This window comes from Paenibacillus montaniterrae (assembly GCF_018403185.1).
GTDB lineage: Bacteria > Bacillota > Bacilli > Paenibacillales > Paenibacillaceae > Pristimantibacillus > Pristimantibacillus montaniterrae.
In genome coordinates, this window is the sequence record NZ_BOSE01000001.1 from 807218 (window position 1) to 824261 (window position 17044).

A 17044-nucleotide genomic window follows, 5' to 3' on the forward strand; every position below is an offset into this window, starting at 1 on the left:
GAGACAACCACAAAAAAAATACATCTGCTATCCTCTCCCCGCTTCAAGTGTTGTAATTATTGTTTCTTTGATTCTAGATAAATTTCTATATGATTTTTCATAGCGAATGATATAGATAGGAACTGTGGATATGAGATTAAAGTAGCTTTGATATAAAGAATTATGGTAAGAAGCAGGGAGAGTCCATAGACCATGTGTATTCTCAATTAACATCGAGATACCCTGAAATGGACTAACTTTATGTATTTCAACATTATCACCACATAAATCCACTAAAGGATGCAATAAAAATACAACCGATAAGTTGGTTTCATTCATTATTTTTTGGTTAGGTTGAACATCAACCCAAAACTTATCAATATTATCTATAATGTTATTTTTGTTTTGCCATTCTATATCAAAATATTCCAAAGTTTCTTTCCAAAGCTTTATTGGGATAGATTTAGAAGGGTAAACCTTAGTCCCGTTAGTAGACGTTGAAAGCGGCAATACATCATCACTGATGAAATTAAATCCATTTTTTAGTAGAGACATTAGTGTTGTCGATTTTCCAGAACCTGATAACGCCATTAAACCAAAACTTTTTTCGTTATAGGCTAATCCAGCAGCATGTAAGGGAATAATATTTTGGAAAATTAAGCATATTGAAAAAACAATTCCTATGATAAATAACTTACATTCATTTAGCTTGTCTGCCGGAGCATCAACAGTTATGGTCGTCCCTTGCTGATTGATGTGTATCTTTATAGATGCAGAAGCACAGATTAAAATACCATCATTAACCGCATAGCTTCTTATATAGCCAGCATGCTTCTCTGCTACTAAGCCTATACTATCAAATTCACACAGACTATCTCGCTTATAGTAAATAACAATAGTTTTATCGTTATTACAGCCTAAAGTGTAAGAAGACTGATTGCAAGGGAGCTCAATTTCGCTTTCAACTACCTTATTATAAATAATATAATTAAACATTTTTATACCTCACTAATTAAGAAGTAACGCTCTAGCTTTCGAATAGTGGCCTAATGATTCCTATGTCAGCTAAATAATTTAAATATTCCTCTACATCTGATCTAATGTTGTTACAAGCAATGTCAAACATCTGACTTAAAGAAAACAATATCTCTTCATTATTTTTCCCCTGTTCGATAAAGTTAAAAATAATTTTTCCAATATCATTTAATCCATAAAATTCTCCAGATGTAATATCAAGAATAATTAATTCGTTATCAGTTTCTGTTTTCTTAATTGTTTCAGATATTGCATATCGCATTTTATCACATCGTTTCTATCGTTTTTATGATGTACATATTCTACAGCTACTTTTTGAGGTCACCCCTAGTAATTCTGGAGCTATTCCCGAATCAAGCAAGCTATAGAGATACGGAATTATTTTTTCATAATATCCGCAAAGTACACTTTCTCGGCTCCAAGCAGCTTCGCCGTAAAAAGAAATTCCTTGTGCAGGACAACCACCAAAGCAACTTGTGTTGATTGAACACTTTGAACATTTTTCTACTCTCTCAGTATGAGGAGTTTGAAAACGTTCAAATATATGTTTTTTTTCTACCCATATTTGATATAAGGATTTTTCGTTAATATTACCTAAATTGTAATTGCCTTCTCCGTAAAGCAAGTCACAAATATATACATCTCCATTAGCTCCCAAGCCTATATGCTCTACTCCAGCTCCGCATGGAGAAGAAGTACACATTGAGCCTCTTTCGTTTTTATTTACACAATTATGAAGAATCCCCTGTAAATTGGACTCAGTGATAGAGAGATCAGGGTTATTTTTATTATGCTCAACTAACCATGCTATCATCTGCTTATTAACTTCAAGATATTCATCCAACTCTGGTGCAAGATCATGAGTTTTCCCATAACCAAAAGGCAAAAATAAATCGAATCTTACATTTCTGATCTTATATTCCTTACATAATTCTAAAATTGAAATGACATTATCTATATTTTTCCTGGTTAGTACTGTTGAAAGCCCAAATGGAATTTCGTTCTCTTTAAGATGGTTCATTCCTCCTATTACATGATTAAAAGAGCCTTTTCCATGTATATCATATCTTAATGAATCATTCACTTCTTGAATGCCGTCTAAGCTTACTCCTGTCAATATTCGCATTTTTTTAATATAATCTGCCCATTCCTTGTCAATCAGAGTAGCGTTCGTTTGGATTATAAATCTGATTCTATATGCATAAGGACGAGCTAATACAGCTGAGACAATACTCTTTAGTGCCTTTTTTGCAAGCAGAGGTTCTCCTCCGTGGAAGGCGACACTAATTGGTCCTTTATTGGCATATGCGACTTGATCAATTAATTTTAGTGCTGTTTCCACTTTCATCAAATCATTATTTTCTCCACCGCATGAGTAGCAATATACACATCTTAAGTTACATGCCTTTGTAAGTTTAAGAACGATGGCATTACCGATCGGCAGAATCTGCTTTAAGTAGTTTTGGCTTTGTTCTTCTAGTTTTTCTAGCATTTTGAATTGCTCGATAACCTTTACTGTTTCAGAGTTCAACAAATTATTTATACCGCCCCTTCATTTATGATTTGATATGACTGTGCCTGCTTCGTAAACATGTCGTAATACTTCCCTTTTTTGTTCATGAGTTCAGAATGTGTACCTACCTCCTGTATTTCTCCATTGTTCATAACAATGATTACATCAGATATTGTTGCCGCTGATAAACGATGCGAAACTAAAATAATGGTGTGTCCTTTCATTTCATTTATTATTTTTGAATAAAGCTGTTGTTCTGTTAATGGATCGATCGCTGAGGTGGGTTCATCAAACACTACTAAGTTATGCTCACTATACATTGCTCGAGCTAAAGCAAGCTTTTGCCATTCACCCCCAGATAACTCAATACCTCCAAATTGATGGCCAAGTTGAATATCTACCCCCTTCATATAAATAAATTCTGCGCTTGCTTTTTTAATCGCTCTTTCCAATCGTTGATTATTGTCCCTATCTGATACATCTCCGGAAACAATATTATCTCTCGGGGTTGTCTTTAGCTTTAAAAAATGTTGAAACATACTTGATGCTAATGGCAGTTCGACTCTCCCCTCATCATAGTGAATATTACCAGTTTGAGCCGGATATAAACCAAGCATTACATTAACGAGCGTAGTTTTCCCAGATCCATTCTCACCTACAACGCATACGATATTTCCTGCCTTTATAGACAAAGATATATTCTTCAATGCATCATTTTCTGTATTTGGATATCTGAAGGACACAGAACTCATTTCGATGCTGGAAGTTTTCTTAGTTGCAAGGAAGCATCTTTGATCTTTTTCATATTCAGCTTCTAAAAACTTATCAGTTTCTGTAAATTGAATAATTGCTTCTCTGGATGCACGCAAGTCGTTCGTAAAACCAAAGAAATAACCTACAATTACTTCAAGACTTTTAAATAGTACAATGACTTGCACTGTGCTTTGCTGATTTAAAAAGTGTGTCAATAATAGGGCTACAATAAGTGGGATTAATGATAGCGTAAAATTCAAAGATGATAGCGTCGTTTGACTTTTTACATACCCAAGCCATTTTTCACGAAGCAAATCTTTATACGTTGCCTTCCATTTTTCCTTTAGCCAACCAAAATGACCAAGTATTCTTAATTCTTTATTCCCGTTGTCAGATAAAAATGAAGACTCAATGCTCTGAGTCATTCGATGTTTTAGCGATTGCCCAAAGATTAATGACCAGTAATTAGCATTAGATTTATATAAAAAGCGATCTGTTACAAAAAACAACACTACTATTACAATTGCAATTGACCAATGGATGACAAAAAGATTTATTAAAACAACCAAGCATGTTATCAATCCAACCATTGCTTCTGACGTGAATTTTATAAGGTTCATAATCTGTCCTGGAACTAAAGAATATTCTGACCTAGTTAATGAATTAGAGAAATCAATACTGTTACGGGTAGGAATCGAAGTAGATAATACTTTATGTAGTAATGATTTTTCCATCTTGACGGTTAGTAAGCTTCTAAGACCAACCAGATACTTTTCTCTAGCATAAGCAATCCCATGAGGCAGCATCGTCAAAATAAAATAGTATAAGATATGAATATAGACTTGAGGACTTATCTGTGGACTTACTAACATCGTTACAATTTTACTAATAAGCAAAATTGATATTAAGGGAAGTGTCGCTTCAATAATAATACTGCTTAAAATCACAACAATTACTTGATATTTATTACGATCCAAACGATCTACTGCTCGCTTAAATGTCTTCAAGAAGGCAATCATGCTTTCATCCCTCCCAAATCTTTATACAAATCTGCTTGAGCATGATACATTTGGCTAAACAATCCATTTTTCTGCAGCAGCTCTGTTGGAGTGCCAAATTCTACAACTGTACCTTTATCCAATACAGCAACTTTGTCTGCCAGCATACTAATTCCCATTCTGTGTGTAGTAATAATACTCGTTTTTTCTCTAAAATAACCTAACAGCTGATTAAATAAATCATATTCGATAATTGGATCTAAAGATGCTGTTGGCTCATCCATCAAAACAATTTCGCTATTGGATGAAAGCGCTCTGGCTATTGCTATTTTTTGCCACTGCCCTCCCGATAAGTCAACACCGCCTAATGAATTTCCTACAATTGTGTTTTTTAGTTCAGTATCATAAAATGTAAAGTCTATTTTTTCATTTAAAGATACCTCGCGACCCAATTTAATATTTTCATCTATCGTTAATCCATAATATCTAGTAAAGTCCTGAAATACAGCTGTGAACATCTGTGAACGATCATTGGTAGTATATTCATAGGGGTTTTCACCATTAACGCTTACTTTACCATTACTGTTTTTATACAATCCAAGCAAAATGTGAAACAGAGTTGTTTTACCAGATCCATTGGCACCAACAATCGCTACAAATTCCCCTTTGTTAATCTTTAATGATAAATTCGACAAGGCATCAAATTTTGCGTGAGGGAATCTAAAATATACACGGTCCAATTGAATAATAGGATCTAGTGCGATACTTTGATCAGTCACTACTTTCTTTTCTCTTGTTTCTACATATACAGATAAATTAATTGATTCGTATAATTCAATTCCATCAATTAAAGAGATCATTACATCTACGATACGTTGAACAGCATTAAAAATCTGTTGGCTGGCACCTATTAGAAAAAATACACTCCCTATAGAGAGGATGCTATGTTTGCTTAAAGGTATCATAACTATAAATAAACAAATGCAAGTAAGTAGTATAAGTTGGCTGGCAAGATTAAGATTATTTAATCGATGAAAGTGTGTGTTTTCATTTTCCAACGATAATGCTCTATAGGTTTTCCATTGGGCTGTTAAGGAATCTTTCAACTTATATAAATACAGCTCATTTGCTAATTGAGTATTCAAAAGTACTCCCTTATAATAATTACTTTTCTCTAGATTAGACGAATTAGCCCAATCTAAATCTCTTCCCTTTCGTGCAACTTTTATCTTAATAATTATAATTGGAATAAATGCAATAATTAATAAAGCTGCAATAGCAAATCCCAATAAATGATTAATGATAGCTACCAATGAAATTATTCGTATTGATAAAGTAATTCCGTCAATTAAACCATTTGAAATCATTGGCAGTGAATTAGTTAATCTGCCGTTAATGACCGATAATTTTCTTTTTACAACTTCACTTTCAAACGTTAAGAAACTCATTTTATGTGTGGTTTCAATAATATGCTCTTTTATATTCTGCATCATTTTCTCTCTTGAAAAATCTAATGAAAGACGCAAAATCCATTCTGTTACAAACAAAGAGCATATAACGATAAGCAGCATAATTAATTTACTATTTAGTAAATGTTTTTGTTCAAATTCTGCTACCAAAACATCGATGAACTCTGAGGTAAGCACTAAAACTCTTACTTGCAATAACGGTAAAATAATACCCATAATTAAAGCTAAAATTATTGATGGGTGTGATACCTTTATAAGTAACACCAAAAAATTAATAATCTTTGTATGTGCTTTCATTATGCATATATTCCTTTCAGGAAAAATTGGGGTTAGGATAAAATCAAATTATTGCCTTAAGACGAAAGAAAACAAAGTGATTAGCTGTAATAGCTATAAGTTGTTTTACACCAACTCACACCACCAAAGCCAATTGAACATGCACTACTAGACTCTGTTTTGCTCCTGCCACTTCCCTGAGTTAATTCAGAAAAATTTCCAATACGCGTTAAAGTAGGTTTACGAAATTTCATTAGTCCTCAAATCCTTTACAATATATTTCCTAACCCCAAAAACTGTGAACTTAGTTTAGTGTTAAATAACGATCTGAATCTTCTCCAAAAATAGTTGTTTTATCATCATGCTCTAACCATGCATGTGAAGCAAAAGGAGGGAATTTTATTCCAACTTTAATGTTAACCTTGTAGTTTCGACGGTTAAGCATTAAATAACCAATAAGACTCTTATAAAGGCATATATTTGATTTTTCATAAGCATCAATATTCGAATTTATAACCGAAATAATAGCTTCGGCTTTTTTGTCAAGACTTTTATAAGACTTGCTATTGCTGCTAACCAAATATTTGCGTACTTCGTTGTATCCATTACGACGAATTTTAAACTTGAAAAATAGATATAAACATAAGACTTCAAGTTTTATAAGCAATGCTTACACCTCCCACATTTAAACAATCGCATATTCAATCAAAATGAGGGTAGATTGTCTATCATTTTTGCCAAAGAACTTGGAAAATCAATTTCTCCTTTTGCTATGACAATCCCATTAGCATTAACAATTACGGCATATGGCAGCATATTAACGCCAAATAATTCTACGTACTTGAAATCATAGGCAGTGACTGGTTGCCTGATTTTTAAATTCTCTACTAACGCTTTGGCATCTGATTCCTCGCCAAAACTAATCATAATTAAATTGTCTTGGTCAATACCCGAGATTCCTTCAAGTTCCGTTATTATTTTTTTGCAGCCATCGCACTCTGGTGTAACAAAAAAAAGCACCGTATATTCTCTGCTCGTTGTACTGACAAATCTTTGATCGACTGTTTTAAATATTTGTATTGGAAATATAGAGCCAATCAAATTTTTTTCTGCTAGTGCTTGGGGATCTGGATTAGTCGAACGACTACTTTTCCCCTTCATATACATAATCCAAAGTAAAACAACAATACACCAATTCAGCCCGTAAGAAATCCAAAATAAATACATAGAAATACCCCTTTTCTCATATCTCACTGTATGTTGTACTCTTGGGAGTTCTTGGTTATGCAAAATGCGTATATTTAATTCATCCGGGACGCATCCTTGAACTCTAAAATCAAACTATACATAACAACGATGCCAACCGAAATAAGCATACTTGAAATAGTTTCCTTTAAACTAAATTCAATCGTTTTCGGATAAATAAGCACATAACATGCTGCCAGACTTAAAACAATAATGTGGAGTACAGTTCCTAATCCAAATTTGCTATTCATTAATTTTCCAAAGCAGTTGCAGGAGGAATCAATTTTTCTTTTCAGTGCAATAAAAGTGATCATTGAAAATGCTAGCATTAAAACCAAAGCAAGAACTGCTCCTAACGTAGCAATTGCATGTTTCCCTAGAAACATAAACGAAATTAAGATCTCCAACATAGGAACTGCCCATGATATGAGTCGAGTTGAACGTCTCAACATGCCAAATTGATTGATGGTTACTTGAAATGACCGTATAGATAGTAGCTTTGATACACCGGAAATGAAGAAAACGATAAATAGAAAATTAGATAAGAATTGAGTAAGCAATACTCGATCTCCCTCCTTTTCTGTACTTTTCCACTTAATGAATTTTGATCCTTAAAGTTTAACAAAAACCACCAAAATGAATTATTTACTAATATTGTAATTCAACCCATATCTAAAAAACACCTTACAAACTTCAGTCTTTAACCCTTCACATTATACTTTTGTACAGAAACGCTCTAAGCGAAAGCACGCACAGCTTTAAAAGGCTAAATGCTCATAAATATATTTCGCAAAAAAATGAAAGCGCTTATTGACAAAGTGGAAGCGTATACATATAATAAAAGTACAGTATGGTTTCTCTCCACTCCTATCCAATAACAATTGTGTTCCGAATTGAACACAGACCACTCATATGAGTGGTCTTTTTTTTTCTAAAAAATCGTTTGTTGTCGAGACTTCACTATTCTCTATATTAGAAAAATTAGCCAAAAGAAAACGAGCAGGCTGTCTCACAATAGCTCGTGAAACAACCTGCTCGTTTATGTCGCATTTATACAGCGCTGTTATACCGCGGCTCTGAGGTTACAATTCTACGTGGTAGCCATTTTTGCCCAGCAGCTCTATCGCCTCATCAAGCTGCTCCTGCGTACGGAAGCTCAGCTTAAGCACGCCTGGAATTTGCTCGCGGCTTTCAATAATTTGAATATTGCTTATGTTAATATTAGCTTTTCCGAGCTCTGAAGCAATTGAGCCAACAATCCCTGGATGGTCAGGCACATCGACATAGCAATCGTAGACAGCATGCAAAATGCCTTTGCGACGCTCCGGCATTTTCCCTCTAAACGCCCCTGCTTCCTGAAAAGCACGCATAATAGCTTCGCCGTCATTATTTTCAAGCATGACGCGGAATTGATCAATGCTTATTTGCCAGTCAGTAATCAGCTTGAGCAGCACTTCCTTATTGTCCAGCAAAATATCGCGCCAGAGCGGCGGATCGCCAGAAGCAATTCTCGTCAAATCACGAAAACCGCCAGCAGCCAGCAGCTCGTACAAGCCGTTGCTTTCATTGTACTGCCGTACTTGATTGACAAGCGCAACCGCAATAATATGCGGCAAATGGCTGATCGCACCGACAATCGTGTCATGCTGACGAGCATCCACCTTTACAATGTGTGCGCGTGTATAGGAGAGCAGCTGCTCCAGATCAGCAATTGCCTGTGCAGGTGTGTCTGCATCTGCCGTCAGTACGTAGAACGCATTCTCCAGCAGCCTTCCTGACGCTGCCTCGACGCCTGAACGCTCTGAGCCTGCCATCGGGTGGCCGCCAATAAAGACGGCAGACGTGCCGGCAAAGGCTTTGGCAGAGGCCATGACGGACGCCTTCGTGCTTCCAACATCGGTTACAATGCAGCCTTGCTTGAGCGGCAGCCTGCAAAGCTGACTAATATAATCATCCATAAGGCCGACTGGCACGCATAAAAAGATAAAATCAGCATCCAATGCAGCTTCCTCGACTGAGGTCGTTGCATAATCGACTACCCCGCGCTGTACATACTTTTTCGCTGATGACTCGCGATTGGAATAGCCAACTACAGTTACATCAGGCTGTCCCTTCAAGCAAAGTGCAATTGAACCACCAATAAGCCCAACACCAAATATCGCAACTTTTTTCATTTCCTACTGTAGCACCGCCAATTCTGTCAGCACTTCCTCAAGAGCTTGAATAAACTTGGCATTTTGCTCTTCGTTTCCAACCGATACACGGATTGAATTCGGGTAGTGCTTCCAGCCAGCGCGAATAATAATGCCTTTGCGCAGCAAACGATCAAATATTTGCATCGACGGTGTTCGTACATCGACCATAATAAAGTTGCCATGACCTTCAAAATATTGCAGGCCCATACGGTCAAACTGCGCGTGCAAATAATCCCGTCCAGCCGAATTTGCAGCGCGACTGCGAGTCAGAAATTCGTCATCGAGCAAAGAGGCCTTTGCAGCTACTTGCGCCAAGCGGCCAGTGTTGAACGGCTCGCGCACTTGATTGATTGCTCTAATAACAGGCGCAGCCCCAATTCCGTAGCCTATACGGTTCGCAGCCAAGCCGTATACCTTAGAAAATGTGCGCAATACGACCAGGTTAGGAAATTGCTCAAGCAGCTTCGTGCCGTCTGTATACTGCTCATCCGTTACATACTCGCAATATGCTTCATCCAGCACGACAAGCACATGGCCCGGCACCTTGGTTAAAAATTGAACGAGCTCCTCATGCTCAACAATTGTGCCAGTCGGGTTGTTTGGATTGCAAATCCACAGCACCTTCGTGCGCTCATTAACCGCCTCAAGCATCGCATCCAAATCATGCTTGCCTTCCTTTAACGGAACCTCAACAATTTTTGCATTTTCAACCTCGCAGTTATGCTTGTACTGCGAGAACGTTTCATCTGCCATTACCGTCTCGTCTGCAGATGTCAAATAAGCACGGCAAATCATTAAAATAATATCGCTTGATCCTGTGCCGAAAATAAGCTGATTTTCCGCAACGCCCAGCTTTTTCGCAAGAACAGCTGTCAGCTCAACGCTTGCTCCGTCTGGATAAATGTTTAATCGATCTATTTCATCAAGCATTGCTGCTTTTGCTTTAGGAGAATAGCCGATCGGATTTTCATTGGAAGCGAGCTTAATCACATCGTCCAAACCCAATTCACGCTTTACATCTTCAATTGGCTTACCTGGCTGATAAACAGGTAAGTGCATAATGTTTTGTTTTGGCTGCATGAGCCGTTCACCTCTTATCATAGTTACTTTAAAGCGTTAATTAACGACTGCTTTTTATTATTTTCTCACAACTGCGGCTGCATTTAAAGCAAATCTTTACATATCAGATGGTTCTGCATTTAAAAAGCGCAAGCTGGCGGGGCTAACCCGCAGCAGCTTGCGCTTCACTTTATCCTTATAATGGCCGTATACTGGGAATAAACAGATCATTGCCGGTTCTGCACACTTGGTTTATAGCTATAGGCTTTGCTTTATTTAGCCTCTAAGCTCTGCAACAAAGCGGTGGATGTTGGCCAGTCCTTCTGCCTTCGTAGCCGGGTCGCGCAGCAGCGGCACATTGCTTTCGATCGTGCGTACAATCGCACTGCCGACAATGACACCATCGCATTTTTGCTCAAAGCGAGCCACCTGCTCGCGCGAGGAAATGCCAAAGCCGATTGCAATCGGCACATCGCTTGCGCTTCTAACCAGATTTAGAAATTGGTCAATTTCCGCATGGAAGTCGGAGCGCTCACCGGTAACGCCCAATGAAGAAACACAATAGACAAAGCCTTTCGCTTGCTTTGTAATGCGTGTAACGCGCTCATTCGATGTTGGCGCGACAAGCGGGATGAGGTGAATATTGTTGTGTTCAGCAAGCTGACGCAGCTCCTGATCCTCCTCAATTGGCAAATCCGGCACAATCAATCCGCTAATGTCATGCTGCTTAAGCAGCTCGAAAAATGCATGCAAGCCAAATTGATAAATAGGATTGTAGTACGTAAATAAAATAAGCGGCAGCTTGACGCCTTGCTGGCGCAGTCTGCTGCCCAGCTCAATACAATCCTTAAGTGTTACAGCATGCTGCAGCGCCCGCTCGGAAGCGCGCTGAATAACAGGCCCGTCGGCAAGCGGATCAGAGTACGGCACGCCGAGCTCAACCATATCGGCTCCCGCTTCCTCCAGCGTCTTAATAATGTCAATCGTATCGTCAAGCGTAGGATCTCCGCAGGAAATAAACGGAATCAACGCTGTTTTTTGCTGTTGCTTCAGCTCTGCAAACCTTTGATCAATTAAGTTCATTCTAGTTCCCTCCAAGGTATCCCATAATCGATTCAACATCTTTATCGCCTCGTCCCGACAGGCTGACAACAACGACTTGATCCTTATTGAGGGTCGGAGCTAATTTAATCGTTTGCGCAATCGCGTGAGCCGACTCAAGCGCAGGGATAATGCCTTCGGTGCGAGAAAGCTCCTGCAGAGCGTCCAACGCCTCCTGGTCTGTAATCGGCACATAATCCGCACGGCCAGAATCCTTCAAATAGGAATGCTCAGGACCAATCCCCGGATAATCAAGCCCCGCCGAAATAGAATGCGCTGGCTGCACCTGTCCGTGCTCGTCCTGCAGCACGTAGCTCATCGAGCCTTGGAATACGCCATGACGCCCTTTGGTCATCGTTGCAGCATGCTCCGCTGTGTCAACGCCGCGACCGGCAGCCTCAACACCCAGCAGCTTAACGCCTTCATCCTCAATAAATGGATAGAACATGCCGATTGCATTGCTGCCGCCGCCAACCGCAGCTACAACATAATCAGGCAGCTTGCCCTCGTATTTCAAAATTTGCTCGCGCGATTCGTCGCCAATAATGCGCTGGAAGTCGCGCACCATCATCGGATAAGGATGCGGTCCCGTAGCCGAGCCTAAAATATAATACGTATCATTGACGTTGCTAACCCAATAGCGCAACGTTTCATTGCAGGCATCCTTTAACGTGCGGGTGCCGCTTGTAACCGGCACAACTTCCGAGCCCAGCAAATTCATGCGGAATACATTAAGCTGCTGGCGCTTCATATCCTCCTCGCCCATAAACACCTTGCATTCCAGACCAAGCAGCGCCGCGATCGTTGCAGAGGCAACACCATGCTGTCCTGCACCTGTCTCCGCAATAACTTTTGTTTTGCCCATTCGCTTGGCAAGCACACCTTGTCCGATTGTATTGTTGATTTTATGCGCACCCGTATGGTTCAAATCCTCGCGCTTCAAATAAATTTTAGCGCCGCCAAGCTTCTCGCTTAAATTTTTCGCATAATATAAGGAGGTTGGTCTGCCCGAATAGCGGAACAGCAAATCCAGCACCTCGTCTTTAAAATCCTGCTGCTTGCTATAATGCAAATAAGCTTCTTCAAGCTCAAGCAGGGCGTTCATCAATGTTTCCGGTACATATCTGCCCCCAAATGGGCCAAAGCGTCCATTGGAATCTGGTAATTGTGTCATGCCTCTATCACCTTTCTAACAAACTCGGTTATTTTGTCGCTATCCTTTACGCCGTCCGTTTCAACACCGCTGGAGACGTCTACCCCATCTACGCTGTAGCGCCCCAGCAGCTCGCCTACATTGCCAGCATGCAGACCGCCCGCCACAACGAGTGCCTTACCCAGCTGCTGCGCTGCTTCCTTATAGATCGAGATCGCTTGCCAATTGAACGGCTTGCCTGTGCCCCCGCCCGGCGCATCAAGCAATAGCCGCTCGATATAAGGAACAAAGGGCGCAAGCTCATTTATAATTTGCTGTTTGTCCGGCTGAGCCGTCTCCGCTTTAATGGATACAACCTTCCAAAGCGCCAGCTGTGGATAAGCTTCCCTAAGGGAACGATAATAGTCCACCGCTTCTTGTCCATGCAGCTGTACAATATCAAGCTGTACCTGCTCCAGCAGCTCAATCATATCCTGCAGCGGCAAATTGACAAACACACCTGCTGCGCGGGGCGCCAAGCCGTCGCGGCAAGCAAGCTTTTTAATGGCTTCAGCCAGTCTGCCCCCTTGCTCCACTGTCACCTGACGCTTGCTTGGGGCAAAGACGAGCCCGACCTCCGTAATCGGCAAGCCGTTCATCGTCGCAATCGTTGACTCGTCGCGCAAGCCGCAAATTTTAATGCTCGGAGCTTGATTCGGCTTTTTCGTCTGGCTCATCGCAGCACCTTGCCCATAAGCTGCTCGATCGCAGCCGCTACATCGCCTTGGCGCATAAAATGCTCGCCAATGAGCAGCCCTTCCGCTTCAGCAGCTCGCACATATTGATAATCCTCACGGCTTAATATGCCGCTTTCGCTAATTTTAAGTACATGAGGCGGCATTCGCTTAATGAGCTTCGCTGTCGTTTCCAGACTCGTTTCAAACGTATGCAAGTTGCGGTTGTTAATGCCAATCAGCGTCGCTTTATTAAGCTTGAGCACCCGCTCCAGCTCAGCTTCATCATGCACCTCAACCAATACATCCATGCCCAGCTTTTTCGCCAGATCATAATAATCGCTCAGCTGCTGATCAGATAAAATCGCAACAATGAGCAGAATGCAATCTGCGCCAATCAGTCGCGCCTCGTAAATTTGCAGCTCGTCGATAATAAAATCTTTGCGCAGCAGCGGCAGCTTAACCGCTTGCGCAATATCAGTCAAATATTGATTGCTGCCTTGGAAATATTGCACGTCTGTCAGCACCGAGATGCAGTCCGCACCCGCTGATTCATATGCGCGTGCGAGCTCTACTGGATGGAAATCATCGCGGATAAGCCCTTTGGACGGTGAAGCCTTCTTCACCTCGGCAATTAAAGCGAGCTCGCGGTTGCGGCTTCCTTCGCGTAGCGACTGCTCAAAGCCGCGACATGGCGGCAATTGCGCAATAGCTTGCTCCGCTTCAGCTTTATTCAACGTTTTTGCCAGCTCGGCAACCTCTTGTTTTTTCGTTTCAACGATTCGATTAAGAAACATTGCTTACTTCACCCGTCTTCTCGATAAGTTGCGTTAATTTTTGCGCTGCTTTGCCAGAATCAATAATCTCAGCAGCAATTTGCACTCCTTCACGATGGCTGTCCGCAAGGCCTCCCAAATAAATGCAGGCTCCAGCGTTAGCCAGTACGATTTCACGATACCCGTCTTTGCGCTTGCCGTCAAATATATCGCGGATAATTTGCGCGTTGACCACCGGCTCGCCACCATATACCTCCGTCAGCGGGTAACGAGTGAGACCAAGCTCCTCTGGCGTAATCGAATAGGTCGTAACCTTGCCGTCCTTCAGCTCGGAAACCTTCGTTGGCGCGGAAATGCTAATCTCGTCCAGTCCGTCGTCGCTGCTTACAACGAGCGCCCGCACGATGCCCAGCTCATGCAGCACCTCGGCAATAACCTCTGTTTTGCTTGCATCGTACAAGCCCAGCAATTGGCGATCGGCATTCGCCGGATTGGTAAGCGGCCCGAGCATATTGAAGATCGTGCGCGTGCCGATTTCTTTGCGCGGCGCAGCGGCATATTTCAGTGACGGGTGATAGAGCTGCGCGAACATAAAGCAAATACCGACATCCTCAAGACATTCCTTCGCTTGCTGCGGCGTAATGTTGATATTGACGCCTAATGCCTCCAGCACATCCGCACTGCCGCTCTTTCCAGACATTGCGCGATTGCCATGCTTGGCGACCGAAATGCCTGCTGCCGAGGCAATAAGCGAAGAAGCAGTGGAAATGTTGAATTTGCTAATTCCTGATCCGCCCGTACCGCATGTATCCAGCAGACCGTTATGGCTATTCTCGACATGCGCCGAGAAATTGCGCATTACCTCGGCCAACCCTGCAATTTCATCCTTCGTTTCACCCTTCATCCGCAATGCGATTGCAGCCGCGCTAATTTGTGCAGAAGTCGCCTCTCCGCTCATGATTTGCCGCATCATATCTTGCGCTTCTTGCCTGGTCAAGCTTATGCCATTTACCAGCTTGTTGATTGCTCCCTGCATGCTTAATTGCTCACTCATCCTCTTACCTCCTCAACCTTTTATCGACTATTCAACCAGCTCATAATCCGAATTTAATGCTGATGCAGACTGTGCTTGCCCTGCCGGAGAAAACATAAGCTCAGCGGCGCGAATTGCCTTTAGCATCGCTTTTGCCTTGTTGACGGTTTCCATGTACTCACTCTCCGGATTGGAATCCCACACAATCCCCGCTCCGCTCTGTACATAAGCGCGATTGTTTTTGAAAATAATGGTGCGGATCGTAATGCACGCATCCATCGAGCCTGCGAAGCCAAGATAGCCAATTGCTCCCGCATATGCGCCGCGCGCCTCATTTTCCAGCTCTGCGATAATCTCCATCGCTCTCAGCTTTGGAGCTCCCGATACGGTGCCGGCAGGCAAGCAGGAAATAAAGGCATCGAAGAAATCTTTATCCTCGCGCAGCTCGCCCGACACATTGGAAACGATGTGCATCACATGCGAATAGCGTTCAATTTCCATAAAGGAATCACAGCGTACCGTGCCGTATTTGGCAACGCGGCCAATGTCGTTGCGGCCAAGATCGACTAGCATCAAATGCTCTGCTTTTTCCTTCTCATCAGCTAGCAAATCCTGCTCAAGCTGCTTATCCTCTTCCACCGTTTTGCCGCGCGGGCGGGTGCCAGCAATCGGACGAGTCTCCACCTTGCCATTGTTAACCTTTACTAATGCCTCTGGTGATGTTCCGACGATAACTTGCTCGCCCATCTTCAAATAGTACATATAAGGCGATGGATTCATGACGCGCAGCACGCGATACACATGCAGCGGATCAACTGTTGTTTCAATATTAAAGCGCTGTGACAGCACGACTTGAAAAATATCGCCAGCGCGAATATATTCCTTTGCTTGGTTAACGTTGCGAATAAATTGCTCCTTCGTTACATTTGACTGAATGTCGCCCAGCTCCGGGTCCATGTCGAGCGTGCCGTTTGGAATGTCTGTGGCGACATTGACCTGACGAATTTCTTTAATGAGCCCATCGATTCTCGCCAAGGTGGCATCGTATGAAGCCTCGATTTGGCGATCCGTTGCTCCCTCTGCTATATGAACATTACTCACGAGCAAAAGCTGTTGCTTCAAATGATCGAATACGATAACCTGATCACAGAACATGAACTGAATGTCGTTCATATCCATGTCATCAATGCGATGGGCTGGAAGCTTCTCGTAATACTGCAGCAAATCATAGCCGAAAAATCCAATCGCTCCGCCTGTGAATGGCGGAAGCTCAGCGATAGCCGGCGTACGGAATGCTCGCAGCCTTGCTTTCAGCAGCTCGAGCGGCTTCTCCTGAACAATCTGCTTGTGCCCCTGCTGCTCCAGCACCATATTGCCGTTTTTGCCGTACAGCATTAAAAATGGATCACTGCCGATAAAGGAATAGCGTGCCCATTTTGCTCCGCCCTCGACGCTCTCCAGCAAAAACGCATGCTCTTTTTTCGCAAAATGCTTAAACAAGCGAATTGGTGTTTCTGTATCAGCCATCACTCGTCGTACAATTGGAATAAGATTGTACTTGCTTGCCATTGCAATCACTTGCTTTAATTCCGTATTCATCGGCAACACTCTCACTTTCCAGGCTCTCTGCCTTGTCTATAATCGTCGCGAGCAGGTTTATGTAACAAAAAAGGCCCCCGCTATGAGCGGGAGCCGTTGACATTATAAGATCAAATAGAAAATAAGTACAAAAACAACAGCACATGC

17 protein-coding genes are annotated in these 17044 nt (G+C 41.8%); all 17 read right to left on the reverse strand.

The features are described 5' to 3' along the window. Nucleotides 1–27: 27 nt before the first annotated feature. On the reverse strand, nucleotides 28–975 hold the full coding sequence (locus KJS52_RS03795; protein ID WP_213513300.1) for a hypothetical protein: 948 nt from the start codon (nucleotides 973–975) through the stop codon (nucleotides 28–30). A gap of 31 nt (nucleotides 976–1006) precedes the next feature. Next, complete coding sequence (locus KJS52_RS03800) at nucleotides 1007–1276, reverse strand: PqqD family protein (protein WP_213513301.1); 270 nt, start codon at nucleotides 1274–1276, stop codon at nucleotides 1007–1009. A 24-nt stretch (nucleotides 1277–1300) separates the two neighbouring features. After that, a complete protein-coding gene (locus tag KJS52_RS03805; protein ID WP_213513302.1) occupies nucleotides 1301–2548 on the reverse strand; it encodes a radical SAM/SPASM domain-containing protein in 1248 nt (415 codons plus the stop codon). A gap of 5 nt (nucleotides 2549–2553) precedes the next feature. Continuing rightward, complete coding sequence (locus tag KJS52_RS03810; RefSeq protein ID WP_213513303.1) at nucleotides 2554–4299, reverse strand: ATP-binding cassette domain-containing protein; 1746 nt, start codon at nucleotides 4297–4299, stop codon at nucleotides 2554–2556. After that, nucleotides 4296–6044, reverse strand: a complete 1749-nt coding sequence (locus tag KJS52_RS03815; protein ID WP_213513305.1) for an ATP-binding cassette domain-containing protein — start codon at nucleotides 6042–6044, stop codon at nucleotides 4296–4298. Before KJS52_RS03815 ends, KJS52_RS03810 begins: the two co-directional genes overlap by 4 nt. 80 nt (nucleotides 6045–6124) lie before the next feature. Continuing rightward, on the reverse strand, nucleotides 6125–6277 hold the full coding sequence (locus KJS52_RS27870; protein ID WP_213513306.1) for a lasso RiPP family leader peptide-containing protein: 153 nt from the start codon (nucleotides 6275–6277) through the stop codon (nucleotides 6125–6127). Nucleotides 6278–6327: 50 nt separating this feature from the next. Continuing rightward, nucleotides 6328–6690 carry a lasso peptide biosynthesis B2 protein gene (locus tag KJS52_RS03825; protein WP_213513307.1) on the reverse strand — a complete coding sequence of 121 codons (363 nt, stop codon included), beginning with the start codon at nucleotides 6688–6690 and terminating at the stop codon, nucleotides 6328–6330. 38 nt (nucleotides 6691–6728) lie between these two features. Next, a complete protein-coding gene (locus KJS52_RS03830) occupies nucleotides 6729–7250 on the reverse strand; it encodes a thioredoxin fold domain-containing protein (protein ID WP_213513308.1) in 522 nt (173 codons plus the stop codon). A 74-nt stretch (nucleotides 7251–7324) separates the two neighbouring features. Continuing rightward, a complete protein-coding gene (locus KJS52_RS03835; protein ID WP_213513310.1) occupies nucleotides 7325–7828 on the reverse strand; it encodes a MauE/DoxX family redox-associated membrane protein in 504 nt (167 codons plus the stop codon). 522 nt (nucleotides 7829–8350) lie between these two features. Further along, on the reverse strand, nucleotides 8351–9442 hold the full coding sequence (locus tag KJS52_RS03840) for a prephenate dehydrogenase (protein ID WP_213513311.1): 1092 nt from the start codon (nucleotides 9440–9442) through the stop codon (nucleotides 8351–8353). Nucleotides 9443–9445: 3 nt separating this feature from the next. Continuing rightward, entirely contained in the window at nucleotides 9446–10543 is a 1098-nt protein-coding gene (gene hisC / locus KJS52_RS03845; protein ID WP_213513312.1) for a histidinol-phosphate transaminase, read from the reverse strand. A gap of 255 nt (nucleotides 10544–10798) precedes the next feature. After that, nucleotides 10799–11605, reverse strand: coding sequence for a tryptophan synthase subunit alpha (gene trpA / locus KJS52_RS03850; RefSeq protein ID WP_213513313.1), 807 nt, complete (start codon nucleotides 11603–11605; stop codon nucleotides 10799–10801). 1 nt (nucleotide 11606) lies between these two features. Then, complete coding sequence (gene trpB / locus KJS52_RS03855) at nucleotides 11607–12797, reverse strand: tryptophan synthase subunit beta (RefSeq protein WP_213513315.1); 1191 nt, start codon at nucleotides 12795–12797, stop codon at nucleotides 11607–11609. Then, entirely contained in the window at nucleotides 12794–13492 is a 699-nt protein-coding gene (locus KJS52_RS03860; RefSeq protein WP_213513316.1) for a phosphoribosylanthranilate isomerase, read from the reverse strand. The genes trpB and KJS52_RS03860 overlap by 4 nt, the downstream gene beginning before the upstream one ends. Further along, nucleotides 13489–14286: an indole-3-glycerol phosphate synthase TrpC gene (gene trpC / locus KJS52_RS03865; protein ID WP_213513318.1), complete on the reverse strand. Its 798-nt coding sequence runs from the start codon at nucleotides 14284–14286 to the stop codon at nucleotides 13489–13491. Before trpC ends, KJS52_RS03860 begins: the two co-directional genes overlap by 4 nt. After that, nucleotides 14276–15319, reverse strand: coding sequence for an anthranilate phosphoribosyltransferase (gene trpD, locus KJS52_RS03870; protein WP_213513319.1), 1044 nt, complete (start codon nucleotides 15317–15319; stop codon nucleotides 14276–14278). Before trpD ends, trpC begins: the two co-directional genes overlap by 11 nt. 27 nt (nucleotides 15320–15346) lie before the next feature. Next, nucleotides 15347–16897, reverse strand: a complete 1551-nt coding sequence (gene trpE, locus KJS52_RS03875; RefSeq protein ID WP_213513320.1) for an anthranilate synthase component I — start codon at nucleotides 16895–16897, stop codon at nucleotides 15347–15349. Nucleotides 16898–17044: the final 147 nt, after the last annotated feature.